This window comes from Pseudovibrio sp. Ad5, from assembly GCF_001623095.1.
In the GTDB taxonomy this organism is placed as follows: domain Bacteria; phylum Pseudomonadota; class Alphaproteobacteria; order Rhizobiales; family Stappiaceae; genus Pseudovibrio.
Genome location: NZ_LMCH01000007.1, coordinates 95,263 through 109,080 on the forward strand (window position 1 = coordinate 95,263; position 13,818 = coordinate 109,080).

At 52.2% G+C, this 13,818-nt stretch carries 12 protein-coding genes; 6 read left to right on the plus strand and 6 right to left on the minus strand.

What is annotated here, in order from left to right:
- Nucleotides 1-12 precede the first annotated feature (12 nt).
- Nucleotides 13-1,056: a DUF2125 domain-containing protein gene (locus PsAD5_RS04735; protein WP_057464657.1), complete on the plus strand. Its 1,044-nt coding sequence runs from the start codon at nucleotides 13-15 to the stop codon at nucleotides 1,054-1,056.
- 14 nt (nucleotides 1,057-1,070) lie between these two features.
- Here PsAD5_RS04735 and PsAD5_RS04740 read toward each other — a convergent pair whose 3' ends face one another.
- The gene (locus PsAD5_RS04740) at nucleotides 1,071-1,532 is read right to left on the minus strand and encodes a GNAT family N-acetyltransferase (protein WP_057464658.1); all 462 of its coding nucleotides are present in this window, start codon (nucleotides 1,530-1,532) and stop codon (nucleotides 1,071-1,073) included.
- A gap of 268 nt (nucleotides 1,533-1,800) precedes the next feature.
- Between PsAD5_RS04740 and PsAD5_RS04745 the strand changes: the two genes are divergently transcribed.
- Both PsAD5_RS04745 and PsAD5_RS04750 read left to right on the plus strand, forming a co-directional pair.
- Nucleotides 1,801-2,703, plus strand: a complete 903-nt coding sequence (locus PsAD5_RS04745; RefSeq protein ID WP_063291258.1) for an HpcH/HpaI aldolase/citrate lyase family protein — start codon at nucleotides 1,801-1,803, stop codon at nucleotides 2,701-2,703.
- Nucleotides 2,704-2,794: 91 nt separating this feature from the next.
- A complete protein-coding gene (locus tag PsAD5_RS04750; RefSeq protein WP_057464660.1) occupies nucleotides 2,795-3,001 on the plus strand; it encodes a DUF1737 domain-containing protein in 207 nt (68 codons plus the stop codon).
- Nucleotides 3,002-3,065: 64 nt separating this feature from the next.
- On the opposite strand, the gene PsAD5_RS04755 is transcribed toward PsAD5_RS04750, so the two are convergent.
- The 4 genes from PsAD5_RS04755 to PsAD5_RS04770 all read right to left on the minus strand — a co-directional run bounded on the left by PsAD5_RS04755 (nucleotide 3,066) and on the right by PsAD5_RS04770 (nucleotide 9,230).
- Nucleotides 3,066-4,115 carry an ATP-binding protein gene (locus PsAD5_RS04755; RefSeq protein WP_063291259.1) on the minus strand — a complete coding sequence of 350 codons (1,050 nt, stop codon included), beginning with the start codon at nucleotides 4,113-4,115 and terminating at the stop codon, nucleotides 3,066-3,068.
- Between the two features lie 72 nt (nucleotides 4,116-4,187).
- A complete protein-coding gene (locus PsAD5_RS04760) occupies nucleotides 4,188-4,877 on the minus strand; it encodes an outer-membrane lipoprotein carrier protein LolA (RefSeq protein WP_057464662.1) in 690 nt (229 codons plus the stop codon).
- Nucleotides 4,878-5,131: 254 nt separating this feature from the next.
- Complete coding sequence (locus PsAD5_RS04765; RefSeq protein ID WP_063291260.1) at nucleotides 5,132-8,029, minus strand: DNA translocase FtsK; 2,898 nt, start codon at nucleotides 8,027-8,029, stop codon at nucleotides 5,132-5,134.
- A gap of 4 nt (nucleotides 8,030-8,033) precedes the next feature.
- The gene (locus tag PsAD5_RS04770; protein ID WP_063291261.1) at nucleotides 8,034-9,230 is read right to left on the minus strand and encodes an aminotransferase class I/II-fold pyridoxal phosphate-dependent enzyme; all 1,197 of its coding nucleotides are present in this window, start codon (nucleotides 9,228-9,230) and stop codon (nucleotides 8,034-8,036) included.
- A gap of 202 nt (nucleotides 9,231-9,432) precedes the next feature.
- On the opposite strand from PsAD5_RS04770, the gene PsAD5_RS04775 reads away from it, so the two are divergent.
- Nucleotides 9,433-10,437, plus strand: a complete 1,005-nt coding sequence (locus PsAD5_RS04775) for a CorA family divalent cation transporter (RefSeq protein ID WP_063291262.1) — start codon at nucleotides 9,433-9,435, stop codon at nucleotides 10,435-10,437.
- 56 nt (nucleotides 10,438-10,493) lie between these two features.
- On the opposite strand, the gene PsAD5_RS04780 is transcribed toward PsAD5_RS04775, so the two are convergent.
- Nucleotides 10,494-10,757: a DUF1674 domain-containing protein gene (locus tag PsAD5_RS04780; protein WP_063286174.1), complete on the minus strand. Its 264-nt coding sequence runs from the start codon at nucleotides 10,755-10,757 to the stop codon at nucleotides 10,494-10,496.
- A gap of 212 nt (nucleotides 10,758-10,969) precedes the next feature.
- Here PsAD5_RS04780 and htpX point away from each other — a divergent pair, with 212 nt between their 5' ends.
- The gene (gene htpX / locus PsAD5_RS04785) at nucleotides 10,970-11,998 is read left to right on the plus strand and encodes a zinc metalloprotease HtpX (protein ID WP_063291263.1); all 1,029 of its coding nucleotides are present in this window, start codon (nucleotides 10,970-10,972) and stop codon (nucleotides 11,996-11,998) included.
- A 303-nt stretch (nucleotides 11,999-12,301) separates the two neighbouring features.
- Entirely contained in the window at nucleotides 12,302-13,750 is a 1,449-nt protein-coding gene (rsmB, locus tag PsAD5_RS04790) for a 16S rRNA (cytosine(967)-C(5))-methyltransferase RsmB (RefSeq protein WP_084405909.1), read from the plus strand.
- Nucleotides 13,751-13,818: the final 68 nt, after the last annotated feature.

A 13,818-nucleotide genomic window follows, 5' to 3' on the forward strand; every position in this document is an offset into this window, starting at 1 on the left:
AACGGAGAGTAGATGACTGAACCAAAAGTATCCCGGCCTCCAAGAAAGTCGGCGTATTTCGTTTTGGCGATCCTTGTCGCCTTGATTATTGGCGGGTGGTCCGCCTATTGGGCAGTTGGGCGCGGTATTGTTTCTGACGTTATTCGCAACGGTGTGAAGGTTGCTGAAGCAGACGGCGGAAGTCTTGAATGTGGTGACCAGCAACTTGGCGGTTACCCGTTCCGATTTGAATTGACCTGTACCCCGTTCCGCATGGATAAGAACGGAGAGTGGTATTTTATCAATGAGTTACGTGGTGTAGCGCTGGCTTATAACCCGACCCATGTGATCTTTGAGGCGACTGGCCCTGCTGAGGCAAACTTTGGCCAGCAGGGGCCTGCATACTCTGCGCATTGGAAAACGGCTCAGGCGAGCGTGGTGGCTGAAAACAGTAAGCCTGCTAAAATTGACGCTGTCTTTAAAGAGCCGAAGCTGACTTACACCATTGGCGAGCAGTCTGTTGAGCTGAATGCTGAGCGGACAGAAGCGCATATGCGCCGCGTTGAAGGCAATGAGGACGCGCTTGATCTGGCTGTGCAGGTCAATGGCCTGACAGCGGGCAAAGTGTCTGATGATGTGCCGCTGGATATCAGCCTTGTTATTCAGTTGCCGGAGGGCTCGAAGCTTCTGGACGGCAAAGTTCGCAATATTGCTGATTTGATGGTTGATGAAGAATTAAAGGTCAACCTCTCCAGCTTGCAGCTGAAAAGCGGCGAGTTTTCCGTCAACACGGGTGGTGATCTGGTGATTGACCGTCAGGGGCGTTTGAATGGAACGCTGCCACTGGTGATCACTGGTATTCATCAGCTGGAGGATGTGTTGCGACCATTGTTCCCACAAGGCTCCAAGATGCTTGAATCGCTGCAAAAGACTGCGATGAGTATTGGGCAGGGAAGTGCAGTAAATGGCGTGCCGACGCTCAAGATCCCAGTGACCATAGAGAATGGGCGTGCTCGTATCGCGTTCTTTGATCTGGGGCCTGTGCCTCAGTTGATCATAAAAGAAAGCGGCTCGTAAGAGCCGCTTTTGGTTTATGCGAGAGCCAGACGGTCAATCGGGACGATAAAGCTGTCTTTGTCGTCTGGTTCTGCCAGATTTTCAAAGAGGCTGTTGTCGACCTTGTTTTTGTTTGGCACCAGCCAGCGGACGTGAAGCCAGTCACGTTCTTTACCGATCCTGGAGATTTCTTCCACAAGAGTGCGACCGATGCCGGTATGGCGGTGGTTCTGCACGACGTAGATATCATCCAGCTGGCCAATGCGCAGGCCAGAGATCAGGTCTGGAATGTCAAAGAAAGCGGCAAAGCCAACCAGTGTCTCGCCTTCGAATGCACCAATGATTTCGATTGACTTGTCTTCGAGCAGGCGCTCGGAAAAGACTTCGTCCGGGCGACGTGGAGCACCGCGCTTAAGAGCTTGCGCATTCTCTGCAATGAGAGGGGCCAAGTCTGGTGCGTCACCGGGTTTTAAGGCTCTAAAAGAAAGATCAGCCATTATACCTCTTCCCGTTCCTTCGTTTGATTTTGCGTTATAGAGTGACCCCAAAAATCCCTTAAAATCAAGGTGTGAAAGTCTCATAGGGCTTGGAATTTTGTGGGATGCCTAATTCCTGAGGCTGGCTTGATTTTCATCGATGCTATTATTGCGGCCAAAGACCTAGTGTTTGACGGTTCAAAACTCGCAAATAGCACGAATGGTGAGTAGTGAAGGCGGATTGAGGTCTCTAAACTCAGCCTGATTTTGCAACGCAACAGGAAGTGTCATGTCTAGCTCAGAGCAAGTTCACAGTATCAGACCGCGTCGTAGTGCGCTTTACATGCCAGGTTCAAACGCACGGGCACTGGAAAAGGCCAAAGGGCTGGATGTGGATGTGCTGCTGCTGGACCTTGAAGACGCTGTTGCGCCTGACGCCAAAGAGATGGCACGCACCCAGGTGTGTGAGGCTGTCGCTGGTGGCGGTTACGGGCATCGTGAGCTTGTTATTCGTATCAATGGGATGAAGACCCCCTGGGGCCAGGAAGATCTGAGAGCGGCTGTTGCTGCCAAGCCGGATGCTGTGCTTCTGCCGAAGGTGGAAAGCCTTGCTGATATCAAGCCCGTTGCTGATTATCTGACAGAGCAGGGTACTGACAGTGTTCGCATCTGGGCGATGCTTGAGACGCCGGGTGCTATCCTCAATGCTTCCGAGATTGCTGAGGCTGCGAAGGACCCGCATAACCGTCTGGACGTGTTCATCATCGGCACCAATGATCTGAGCAAGGAGAGTGGTGCAAAGATCCTACCGGGACGTGCTGTTTTGATGCCTTGGCTGATGACCTTCCTGGCGATAGCGCGTGTTGGTGGCGCGGATATTCTGGATGGCGTTTATAACAACTTCTCTGACCTTGAGGGCTTTGCAGAAGAATGTAAGCAGGGGGCAGAGATGGGGCTGGATGGCAAAACGTTGATCCATCCGAAGCAGCTTGGGCCTTGCAACACTGCCTTTGCGCCGAGTAAGGCGGATGTTGAGTGGGCGAAGAAGATGATTGCCGAGTTTGAACTGCCAGAAAACCAGAGCAAAGGCGCCGTGCAGGTTGACGGCAAAATGGTTGAGCGTTTGCATGCAGATATTGGCCGCAAAACGGTTGCGATTGCTGAGGCTATCAAGCGGCACGTGAACGCGTAAATTTGAACTCTGCGCACGTTTTAACCTCTGGTATCTGATAGGTGTGGCTGGTAGGTTCCCGCCCACACCAGAAGAATTTAAAGGAATAAACATGCGCCTTTACCGCCTCATCACCGAACCGGATTCTGCAAAGTTTTGTCACCGCGTCACTGAAGCGCTCAACAAAGGTTGGGAACTGCAGGGCTCTCCAACCATGACTTATGACGCAACTCAGGGCCTTACCATTTGTGGTCAGGCTGTGGTCAAGCATGTTGATGGTGAGAAGTATACGCCAGAGACCAAGCTTGGCGCTTGGTAAGACACGTTTTTGATTGATGTTGGAAGTGGCGGGAATTTCCCGCCATTTTGCTTTTGGACTACCGTTAAGCGGTTTCCAGCATGGCCTCTAAAACACCCCGATAGACCGCTCTAATGCGATGATGATGGTTCGGGGAAGCCTGCCAGAAGTTGGTGAGGCCGGGGCCTGCATTTAGTTCCAAGACGTTTGCTGGTGCGTCGTCTTTGCTGAGGTCATCGCAAAGGATATCGACGCCTGCATAGCGCAAGCCGCATACACGCGCAGCTTCCACGGCCAGATCTTTGAAGCTTTGCGACGCGAGGTCGGTGACGTCGACTGCTTCACCACCGGTTGAGAGGTTGGCGTTGGAGAGGAGCTGCAGGAATTCTCCGTTATGGAGAGTGGTTGCCAGATTGTAGCCAGCTTCCTGAATGGCTTTGAGGATGCGCGGGTCGTCGTTTTCAACCTTATAGCCGCCGCTGCGGGTGGTGAGGGTTTTGATTTTTGCAGCCAGTAGTTCTGCAATGGTGTTGGTGCCATCTCCGATGATGGCGAGAGGACGCCGTTCGATGATGGCCAGAATAGCTCCATCAAGTACAATCACGCGGTAGTCACGGCCTGAGACAGCTTCCTGTACCAGCATGCGATCGTTGGATCGTAAGGCATTTGTCAGGTGGGTGTTGAGTTCCACCTCTTCAGAGATCTTCTGAACGCCAACGCCTTGAGTGCCCTCATTGGGTTTTATGAAAACCGGATAACCCAGTGACTGAGCGATCTCGCCGGCACCTGTGAGCGTATTCAGGCTTTTGGCGACATGTGGGTTGGCAGTACTGAGTTGCCTGATGGCTTTGTCTGAATGAATGAGTTTGAAGTTTGGGGTGGGCAGACCTGCGTCCTGTAGCAGGCGACCGCAGAAATCCTTGTCTCGTGCAGCCTCTCCAGCAGCATAGCTATTGAGTGCGAAAGCACCGCCCTTGATGGGAAAACGTTTGCCGCCGCCTGTTTCGATATAGCCGAAATAGAAGAACTCGCTGTCGAGAGCGAGTTTGATGCCTTTCTCCTGACACAGCCCTGCAAGCAAGCGTGGGGCAAGAGGGAGGTTCGGCAGGTCAGGCGAAACAGGGATAAACTGCATTCAAGTTCTCAAGCTAATAAAAAAGGAGCGCCGAAGCACTCCTCTTCATACATTAGTTTTTATAGCAGTGCTCTAGTTGTTACCGCGTCGCTGACGGGAATTTGCGATGTAATCAATCTTGAACAGATCCGGGTTAGTCGCGCCGTTCTCAGTCACGTCATAGATAGCAACAGACGTGTCATAACCCTGTGCGTCGCGTACGGTCCATTGCTTGAGCTTATAGTTTCTTGCGTCGAAGATCAGCGTCAGGCGGCCAGATGTGAAACGGGTTTTATCGTCGATCGCGATTGTGATGAGATCTGGTTCAACAACCACGTTGGTTACATTGGCGTCTGTCTTGAGGTCGATTTTATCAGCCAGCAGGAAGCGCAGCGGTGTCTGGGAAAGAGGCCAGATGTCCTGTGTCTGCAACTTACGGTCCTTCACTGAAACCATGCTGCCGTCAGCAATGATGTCGAGTGTAGAAGGCTTGTTGTAGTAGAAGCGGACTTTGCCCGGGCGGCTGATGAAGAACTGGCCTTCTACACGCCCGCCGGTTGGGCCAAACTGCACGAACTTGCCGTGCATGTTGCGAACAGAGTTGAAATACTTGCTAACGGCGTCAATGGCTTGCACGTTGGTCAGCGCGACTGGCTGTGCCTGCTGGGCTGTTTGAGCGGCGGAGTGTTCCGCAGTCAGTGGGACAGAACCAATAAAAAGCGCTGCCGCAATTGCGAGGCTTTTGCCAATCCTACCAAAAGAGATCGCCTGAGATGCAATCATAAATATAACTCCGCTGTCAAAACTCGTAGAACAACCGTAAGGCGAGTTGATTAACTCTTCTCTAAATCCAGCTTGCGGTTATTTGTGAACCCTCATTCTGAAAGGCTATCGTTACCATAAGGCGAAGATGGGGCATATGCCTCAAATTCCATAAATTCGCCTAGAGATCTCCGAAAAGACTGATCAACTTTTCGGGAGTGTTTTACAGCAGTCTCCCCGTGATTGGCTATAGGCAGACTGCTGTAAGAGAGGTATCAGAACTGTTCGCCGTTTTCTGGAAGCAGGATCTCGCGCTTACCGGCATGGTTCGCTGGGCTGATCATGCCTTCCTGCTCCATGCGCTCAATGAGAGAAGCTGCACGGTTGTAGCCGATTGAGAGGCGGCGCTGAATGTAGGAGGTTGATGCTTTGCGGTCTCTGGCGACGATTGCAACGGCCTGATCGAACAGGTCGTTGGTTGCGTTGCCGGAGCCTTGGGTCAGAGCGTCGTAACCGCCTTCAGACTCAGCGTCTTCAGTCACGTCAGAGAGATAAGTTGGTGTTCCTTGCTCTTTGAGGTGTGAAACGATGTCTTCCACCTCATCATCAGCGACGAATGGGCCGTGAACACGTTGGGTTCTACCGCCAGCAGCCATGTAAAGCATGTCACCCATACCAAGCAGCTGTTCTGCGCCCATTTCGCCAAGGATTGTGCGACTGTCGATCTTAGACGTCACCTGGAACGAAATACGGGTTGGGAAGTTGGCCTTAATGGTACCGGTGATGACGTCCACGGATGGGCGCTGGGTTGCCATGATCAAGTGGATACCAGCTGCACGGGCCATCTGAGCCAGACGCTGGATTGCGCCTTCGATGTCCTTACCGGCCACCATCATGAGATCAGCCATTTCATCGACGACCACGACGATGTACGGCATTTTCTCCATTGGCAGTTCTTCTTCTTCGAAGATTGGCTCACCAGTGTTTTTGTCAAAGCCGGTCTGAACGGTTCGGGTGAAGCTTTCGCCCTTCTTCATGGCTTGCTCAATGCGGGTGTTGTACCCGTCGATATTGCGCACGCCCATCTTGGACATTTTCTTGTAGCGATCTTCCATCTCACGAACGGTCCATTTCAAAGCGACAACAGCTTTGTTCGGATCGGTCACAACAGGGGTGAGAAGGTGTGGGATGCCGTCATAAATGGACAGTTCTAGCATCTTTGGATCGATCATGATCATCTTACACTGCTCAGGGGTGAGCCTGTAGAGCAAGGAGAGGATCATGGTGTTTACGGAAACGGACTTACCAGAGCCCGTGGTACCAGCCACGAGCAAGTGAGGCATGCGGGCAAGGTCGGCGATGACGGCTTCACCATTAATGGTTTTGCCGAGTGCCATAGCCAGCTTTGCTTTGGATGCGTCAAAGTCCTCAGAATCCAGAAGCTCGCGAAGGTATACGGTCTCGCGCTTTGCGTTCGGCAGTTCGATACCGATGGCGTTTTTGCCCGGAATAACTGCCACACGTGCAGAGATCGCGCTCATGGAGCGGGCGATGTCGTCTGCCAGTCCGATGACGCGGGAAGATTTGATGCCCGGTGCCGGTTCCAGTTCGTAAAGCGTTACAACAGGTCCCGGACGAACTGCGATGATCTCGCCGCGGACGCCAAAGTCACCCAGCACACCTTCCAGAATACGGGCATTTTGCTCAAGCGCGTCTTTACTCAGACGCTGTTTGCCATCGGCTTGAGGCTCAGCGAGCAGTTCAATGCTTGGCAATTCAAACGGTGGCTGTTTGATAATTGCAGTAGATCTCTTTTCCTGAGCAAACGGGCGCGGTACAGAACGTCCCGGAGCAGGGCGTGGTGGCTGTTGTTGAGGCGCCGCCTGCATTGGTGGTTCTTGCTCATCAGGACTTGCAATGCCGATCGGTGCATCTGGCTGAGGGCCGAGATGAAGGTCTTCGCCCTCATGGTATTCATCTGGTCCGAGCACATATCCCTGTTCATCATAAACGGGTTCACCTGCAGGAACTGGCTCCCACTGTTCTTCAGGATAGTGCTCGTTTTGTGCAGCGTAATGTTGGGTGTTGTCGTGTTGTGGGTCAAACTGCACATCTGACCGCTCAGCCTGATCTTCCTGCTGATAGTAATCGCTGAGGCCATCGTCTTCGACAGGCATAAGCTTGGCCGCTACTTTGCGTCTTAAACGGGAAACCAGTCCGCCTTTTTCAGCGGGCTCGTCCTCATCAGCTTCGTGCTCTTCCCACTGCTGATCTGCCTGTTGGTCTTGCTGTTCTTCTTCGTAGTATTCAGGTTGCTGAGGCTGGTTTGGATCATGCGGAGCTGCTGCATAATCTTCTTCCTGCCAGTTTTGCTCAGTGACCAGCTTGCGCTTGAAAACCGTGCGCTGGATTGCGCTGGTTGCCATGAGCTTCCAGTGGCTTAGCGCGCCAATGATTGCATAATAGCGGTTGTTTTCGCCGTCATAGTCTTCCTCAGAATCTTCCGTAAACGGTAATGCTTCGTGAGGAGTGTATTCATCTTCAACGGCTTCGTCTTCGTTGAACTCTGCCGGGGTTGGGTCTTTGCCGATGAGACCAGCAGCGTAAGCTAATAGCACAATTGAAGGCAGACCAAGGCCGACAGCACCGGTCAGGGTTCTCATGCCGGTTGAGAGCTCTGGCAGGATTGCGGTTGGAACTGAGAAGATCCAGTCGCCAAGGAAACCGCCAAGTCCTGTTGGCAATGGCCAGCTTGATGGAATTGGAATGGCCGCCAGACCACCTGCAAACAGTACGGTTCCGACAAGCCAGGTCAGAAAGCGTTTGCGGGTGACACCGGATGTGTATTTGAGAGACAGGCGCCAACCCCAGATGAAGATGGGCACTAGAAAGACAGCTGTTGCCAGCCCGATTGTCTGCATCAGAACGTCTGCAACAATGGCTCCAGTCTGACCCAGTGCATTATGAATCTCCGCATTGGTTGCGTGATTCAAGCTTGGGTCGTCCGTTGACCATGTTGCGAGGGCTGCCGCCACACAGAGACCGATGACGAGTATCACCGCGCCACCAATGACGATTATGTTGCTTTTGATAAAGCGCTTGATCGGGCTCTCTGTATCAGCCAGTGAAACAGAGCTTGCTTTTGGTCGTTGCATTGCAGCAGCCTGACGCATTCAATTACTCCAGAGAGTCCAAAATTCTTCGGAAGGCTTCCTTGCTGACTTCCAAAGATTCAACGAGGGCGAGGCGGATGTATTTATCACCGGGGTTGGAACCGTCCGGCATATCCGAGGCGATGTAAGCTCCTGGGAGGGACTTCACGCCCACTTCGCGCCAGAGCTTTTCAGCGATCTGTGTTCCTGAACCCCAGCGGGATACATCCAGCCAGAGGAAGAAACCACCTTCTTTGCGTACTGAGCCAAACAGAGGAGACAACATTTCCTCAGCGGCGTCATACTTTTCATTGTAGAGGCGGCGGTTTTCGATCACGTGTCCTTCGTCACCGAACGCGCGTACGGCGAGCGCTTGCACAGGCATTGGGACCTGTGGTGCTGCAACGTTGCGGAAATCTGCGAAGAACTGGATGAACTCCGGATCTCCGGCAGCAAAGCCACATCGTGCGCCGGGGAGGTTGGAGCGTTTGGACAGTGAGTTGAATGTCACGACATTTTTCAGCGTGCCATCAAGAGCTTCAGCTGCTTCCAAAATGCCTGTTGGAGGCGTGTCGCGATAGATCTCAGAATAGCACTCATCAGCAAAGAGCAGAAAGTCGTGTTTGCGTGCCAGCTTGATGAGCTTTTGCCAATATTCCATAGGCGCAACGGTGCCTTGTGGGTTGGCGGGGGACGCGAAATAGAATGCGACGGTGCGGTCGAGCAAAGCTGGATCGATGGCATCCAGATTTGGCAGAACTCCGTCTGCTGGTTCTGGCAAAAGAATTTCGTCAGCACCCGCAATATGAGCGCCAGCACCATAGGATTGGTAAAACGGGTTCGGCAAAATAACAGCCGGCTTACCGTCTTTCTTCAGATAGTCGCGAGCGCAAACACAGCCAAAGACAAGACCTTCGCGAGAGCCGTTGAGCGGAATAACGCTTTTGTCTGGATCGAAGACATCAGAGAGTTGAAAACGGTTTTTGACCCATTTGCCAACAGCTGCACGGAATTCATCAGTGCCACGAATTGCTGGGTACTTGCGGAAGCCGTTCTGATTTTCTTCAAGTACTTCAATGACGTAACTTGGAGGCTCATGACGCGGTTCACCGATCGTCATAACAATTGGATCAAGACCCGGTTCGATTCCAGCGAGCTGCTGATTCAGCCGCTGAAACGGGTTTCCTCCGCTAGATTTTTTCTCAATTTCTTTCGTGGACACAAGAATTCTCGCAGGAATGATTTACAACAAATGCTCGGAGCACCAAAACTCTAGTGTTTTTTGGTAAATTGGCTGTTAACCAATTTACTGTGCGCTAAGCTGAATAGGTGTTTCTTCTGGGGTTTGTCATCTGATTTTTTAGAAGTGTGGGTTTTGATGTGTGTGCTGAGTTAGGATCGAACTTGGGCCGAGATTTGTCGAAATGGCACAAACCACAGAAAACATTGAGGCGAGCCATATTCATTTGGATTCCTCATTTGTCATTGTTTTTTCCAAGTCAAAAGGCATGCGCAGACTCACGTTAGAACAGTTGCGTGACTATGAGCTGGAGCCCGACGAATTTTATTGGGCTTATTTGCAGCGGATTGCCGCTCAGAACCGCGAGTTTCTTGAAGAAGTTGGGCTGGAACACAGCGATATTGATGATCTTTTAGCCCGAGAGGTGCGTCCGCATTGCCATGTGCGCACAAGAGGGGCGTTTATTGCCATCAACGTTTTCAATGAGTTGCCCAAACAAGAAAGCGGCGACATGGAATGTGCCCAGATCTGGGTGGATGCTAAGCGGATGATCTGCATCTGGCACGATCCGCTGGATGTTTTTCAAAGTTTGCTTGAGGGGTTCAAGACCCGTGTGCCACCAGAAAGCACGGCAGAATTCTGGGCTCGATTGGTGCTGGCGATTGCGGAACGTGCTGAAGAAATGGTTGAGGTGCTTCAGGATAGGATCGACCATCTTGAGGATGTGGTGCTGGAGACAGGAGACCACCCTTGGGAAAGCGAGCTTGCGCAGGTTCGTCGGTTAGCAACCATTGTCAGGCGCAGCATGCTGGCGCATTTGGACATCTTGAGGAATTTTGAGATTGAGAAGTTTGAGTGGGTCAATCGGATCAACAAACGCCGCGTTCGTGAGGCGGGTGACCGGGCCCTTCGAATTGCCGAGGAGATGGATGCTATCCGTGAACGGGCAGAAATAGTTCACGATCAAATCATGTTTAAACGATCAGAGAACACCAATCGCTACATGCTGATGATGGCGGCAATTGCCGTTGTGTTTTTGCCGCTTAGCTTTGTGACTGGTTTGCTGGGTATTAATGTCGGCGGCATCCCGGGCAGTCATGACCCTGTTGCGTTTAGTATTGTCAGCGGGCTTTTGATCATTTTCGGCGTGGGACTGTTTGCGATCGTCCGGTGGTTTAGGATTTTCTAGAGGGCCGGCTCCGTGCGTCGTCTTATAAGGAAGCCGGAACCAGTCGGGAATACGTTCTAGAAATCGCTGGTAATGCCTTTGACTTCCCAATCGCTGTAGCGGGCAGGGTCCAAACCACCACGGCCATTGAGCTCTTTCGGCATTTCTTTTTGGGCTGTGTCGATCTCTGCACGGCGCTCTTCAGCTTCTTTTAAAGCACGTTGGGCGGCAGGGGGCAGGTCTTCAAACCGGCGTTTTTTTGGCGCTTCTTCAATCTGCTCCGTCGTATCGACTTCTTGTGTTTTAAAGTTTTCGACGGCTGATTTGTTGTCTTTTTCCATTTCAATCCCCGTTGGCTGATGCTGCTTATCGCTGTTGTAAGCTTGCGTTTGCCATTTGGAGCTACCACTTAAGCTGGTAGTGGTAGTTTCACAATGATCGCGTAGGCTTAGATATAGGCGCGAGAGCCTGTATTTTGCAATGGGCACTGCGTTCATTGGTGGATGACCGGTAGAATTGGCGAACTAAAAGAACAGATTGGAGCATTGAAACCATGAACTATGTACGGACCGGTATGCTGCTTGCGGCGATGACCGCTTTGTTTATGGGTATTGGCTTCATGCTTGGCGGCCAAACCGGCATGCTGATTGCTCTATTGATCGCCGGCGGCATGAACATCTTCTCCTATTGGAACTCGGATCGCATGGTTCTGTCCATGCACCATGCGCAGGAAGTGGATGAACGTCAGGCCCCGGAGCTTTATGGCATGGTTCGTACCATGGCAGCGCGTGCCGAGCTGCCGATGCCAAAGGTTTATGTGATCAACAACCCACAGCCCAATGCGTTTGCGACAGGCCGAAACCCTGAGAATGCGGCAGTTGCAGCAACGACTGGTCTTCTGAACTCTCTTTCCAAAGAGGAAGTTGCGGGCGTGATGGCGCACGAATTGGCGCACGTGAAAAACCGTGACACGCTGATCATGACAATCACTGCGACGATCGCTGGTGCGATCTCCATGCTGGCAAACTTTGCGCTTTTCTTTGGCGGAAACCGCAACAATCCGCTTGGTCTGATTGGGTCTATCCTGATGATGATCCTTGCACCAATGGCGGCGGCTTTGGTTCAGATGGCGATTTCCAGAACGCGCGAATATGCGGCTGACCGTATGGGTGCGCAGATTTGTGGTAACCCGCTTTGGCTTGCTTCCGCTTTGCATAAGATTGCTGGTGGCGCGGCACGGGTTGTGAATGAAGATGCAGAACATAACCCTGCAACGGCGCATATGTTCATCATCAATCCGCTTTCGGGTCAGAACATGGACAACCTGTTCTCGACACATCCGAACACAGATAACCGGATTGCGGCGCTTCGTCAGATGGCTTCTGAAGCTGGCTTTACTGAAACACGTAGTTCTGGCGGTGGTGGTCATTTTAACGTGCGCGAGACGTCGCAAGCTCAGCCGCAGCGTGAAACACGTCGTCCAAGTGGCCCATGGGGAGCATCCCGCCAATCAGGTCAACGTGGTGGGAATGACCAGCCCAGTCGTGATGAACCTCGGAAGCCCAAAGGGCCATGGGGCTAAAAGCAAGGGAAATCTGCGAATGCGAACCGTCTCTCGCATTTGCTTTGTTGATTGTACCGTGTTTACCTGAATAACTATTCGCGCTTCCCAAATTGTCTTTGCAATATTAAAGGTTCTGTGGTTAGCCGAGCAGGATTTGACAGTTCTCCTTTGGTTACAACTGGCAGTAATCCGCCGAAACTCTAGTGGAACCTGATGAAACCGGTTGGCCTCTGAGTGAGGCTCTTCACACAAGAATGCATCTTTAAAAGAATAGATGGCGCCGAAGGTCTGGCGACACATTCTGGAATACATGGATCAACGATGAGCGCAGAGCGTAAGAATACATCCTCTCAGGACAGAAACTCCAAGTTCAAGGGGAGAAAGCGTTCTGGAGCACCGAAGACTCCAAGAGACAATGACAGAGCTTCTGAAACAGAGAGCGTAGAGGGCACCTTTAAAGATCCTGGCTATGCTGCTCGTAAGGCTGCCACCGATCTGATTGGTAAAGTTTTGAGCAAGCGCATGCCACTGGATGGCGAGCTTGATCTAAACAACGGTCATCCGGGCTATAAACGCCTTGAGCCGAATGATCGAGCGCTTGTTCGTGCGATTATTGGCACTGCGCTGCGTCGTCGTGGCCAGATTCAGGATGTGATTGATCGTTTCCTTGACCGTCCTATTCCTGAGAAAACGGGTCGCGTTCTGGACATTCTTCATGTTGCCATGGCGCAGTTGTTCTTTATGTCCGTGCCGGATCACGCAGCGGTTTCCCTGGCTGTGACGCTCGCTGGTCGTGATGCACGTGCCAAGCCGTACAAAAACCTCGTTAATGCCGTTCTGCGCCGTGCAACACGTGAAGGTGCAGCGATTATTGCTGAGCAGGATACTGCGAAGCTGAATGCTCCTGATTGGATGTTTGCACGTTGGTGCGAAGTTTATGGCGAAGAAGCTGCGCGTGCGATGTCCGCTGCGCATATGCAGGAGCCGTATCTGGACCTGAGCGTGCCAGCAGACCGTGATGATTGGGCGGAAAAGCTGGGTGGTGAAGTTCAGCTGGGCTATTCCGTACGCTTGCAGCCAGATGGGCCGATTGAAAAGCTGGAAGGCTTTGAAGATGGCAAATGGTGGGTTCAGGATGCTGCAGCTGCAGTTCCGGCTCGTTTGCTGGGTGACATTAAGGGCAAAGTGGTTGCAGATTTGTGTGCCGCTCCGGGTGGTAAGACCATGCAGCTTGCAGCCGCTGGTGCTGATGTGACAGCTGTCGATATCTCAGCCCGTCGTTTGCAGCGTCTGACACAGAATCTAAAGCGCGTTGGTTTGGAAGCTGAGACTGAAGTTTCTGATCTTCGTGAATTTGTACCGGTTGATCTGTTTGACGCGATTCTTCTGGATGCACCTTGTTCTGCCACCGGTACCATTCGCCGTCACCCAGATGTAGCATGGCTGAAGCGTGAAGATGATGTGCTCAAGCTTGCTGACCTGCAGTACGAACTGCTTGAAAAAGCACTGGGTTGGTTGAAGCCGGGCGGAACTCTTGTCTATTGCACCTGTTCGCTGGAACAGGAAGAGGGTGAACTGCAAGTTCAGCGCTTGTTGCTGGAGCATCCTGAGGTGCAGCGTGTGCCTGTTACAGCTGAAGAGCTGGGCGGCGTTGCTGAGGCGATTAATTCTCAAGGCGACTTTCGTGCGATGCCAGGTCAGAACCCATCCTCACGTAAAACATCCGGTGGTCTGGATGGCTTTTTCGCGGCTCGTTTGCGTCTCTCTTAAAAAGAGCTGGTGGAATGTCACCATGGATTTGCGCAAAGTGGGTATGGTTAACGAGATTTAAAGAGCTT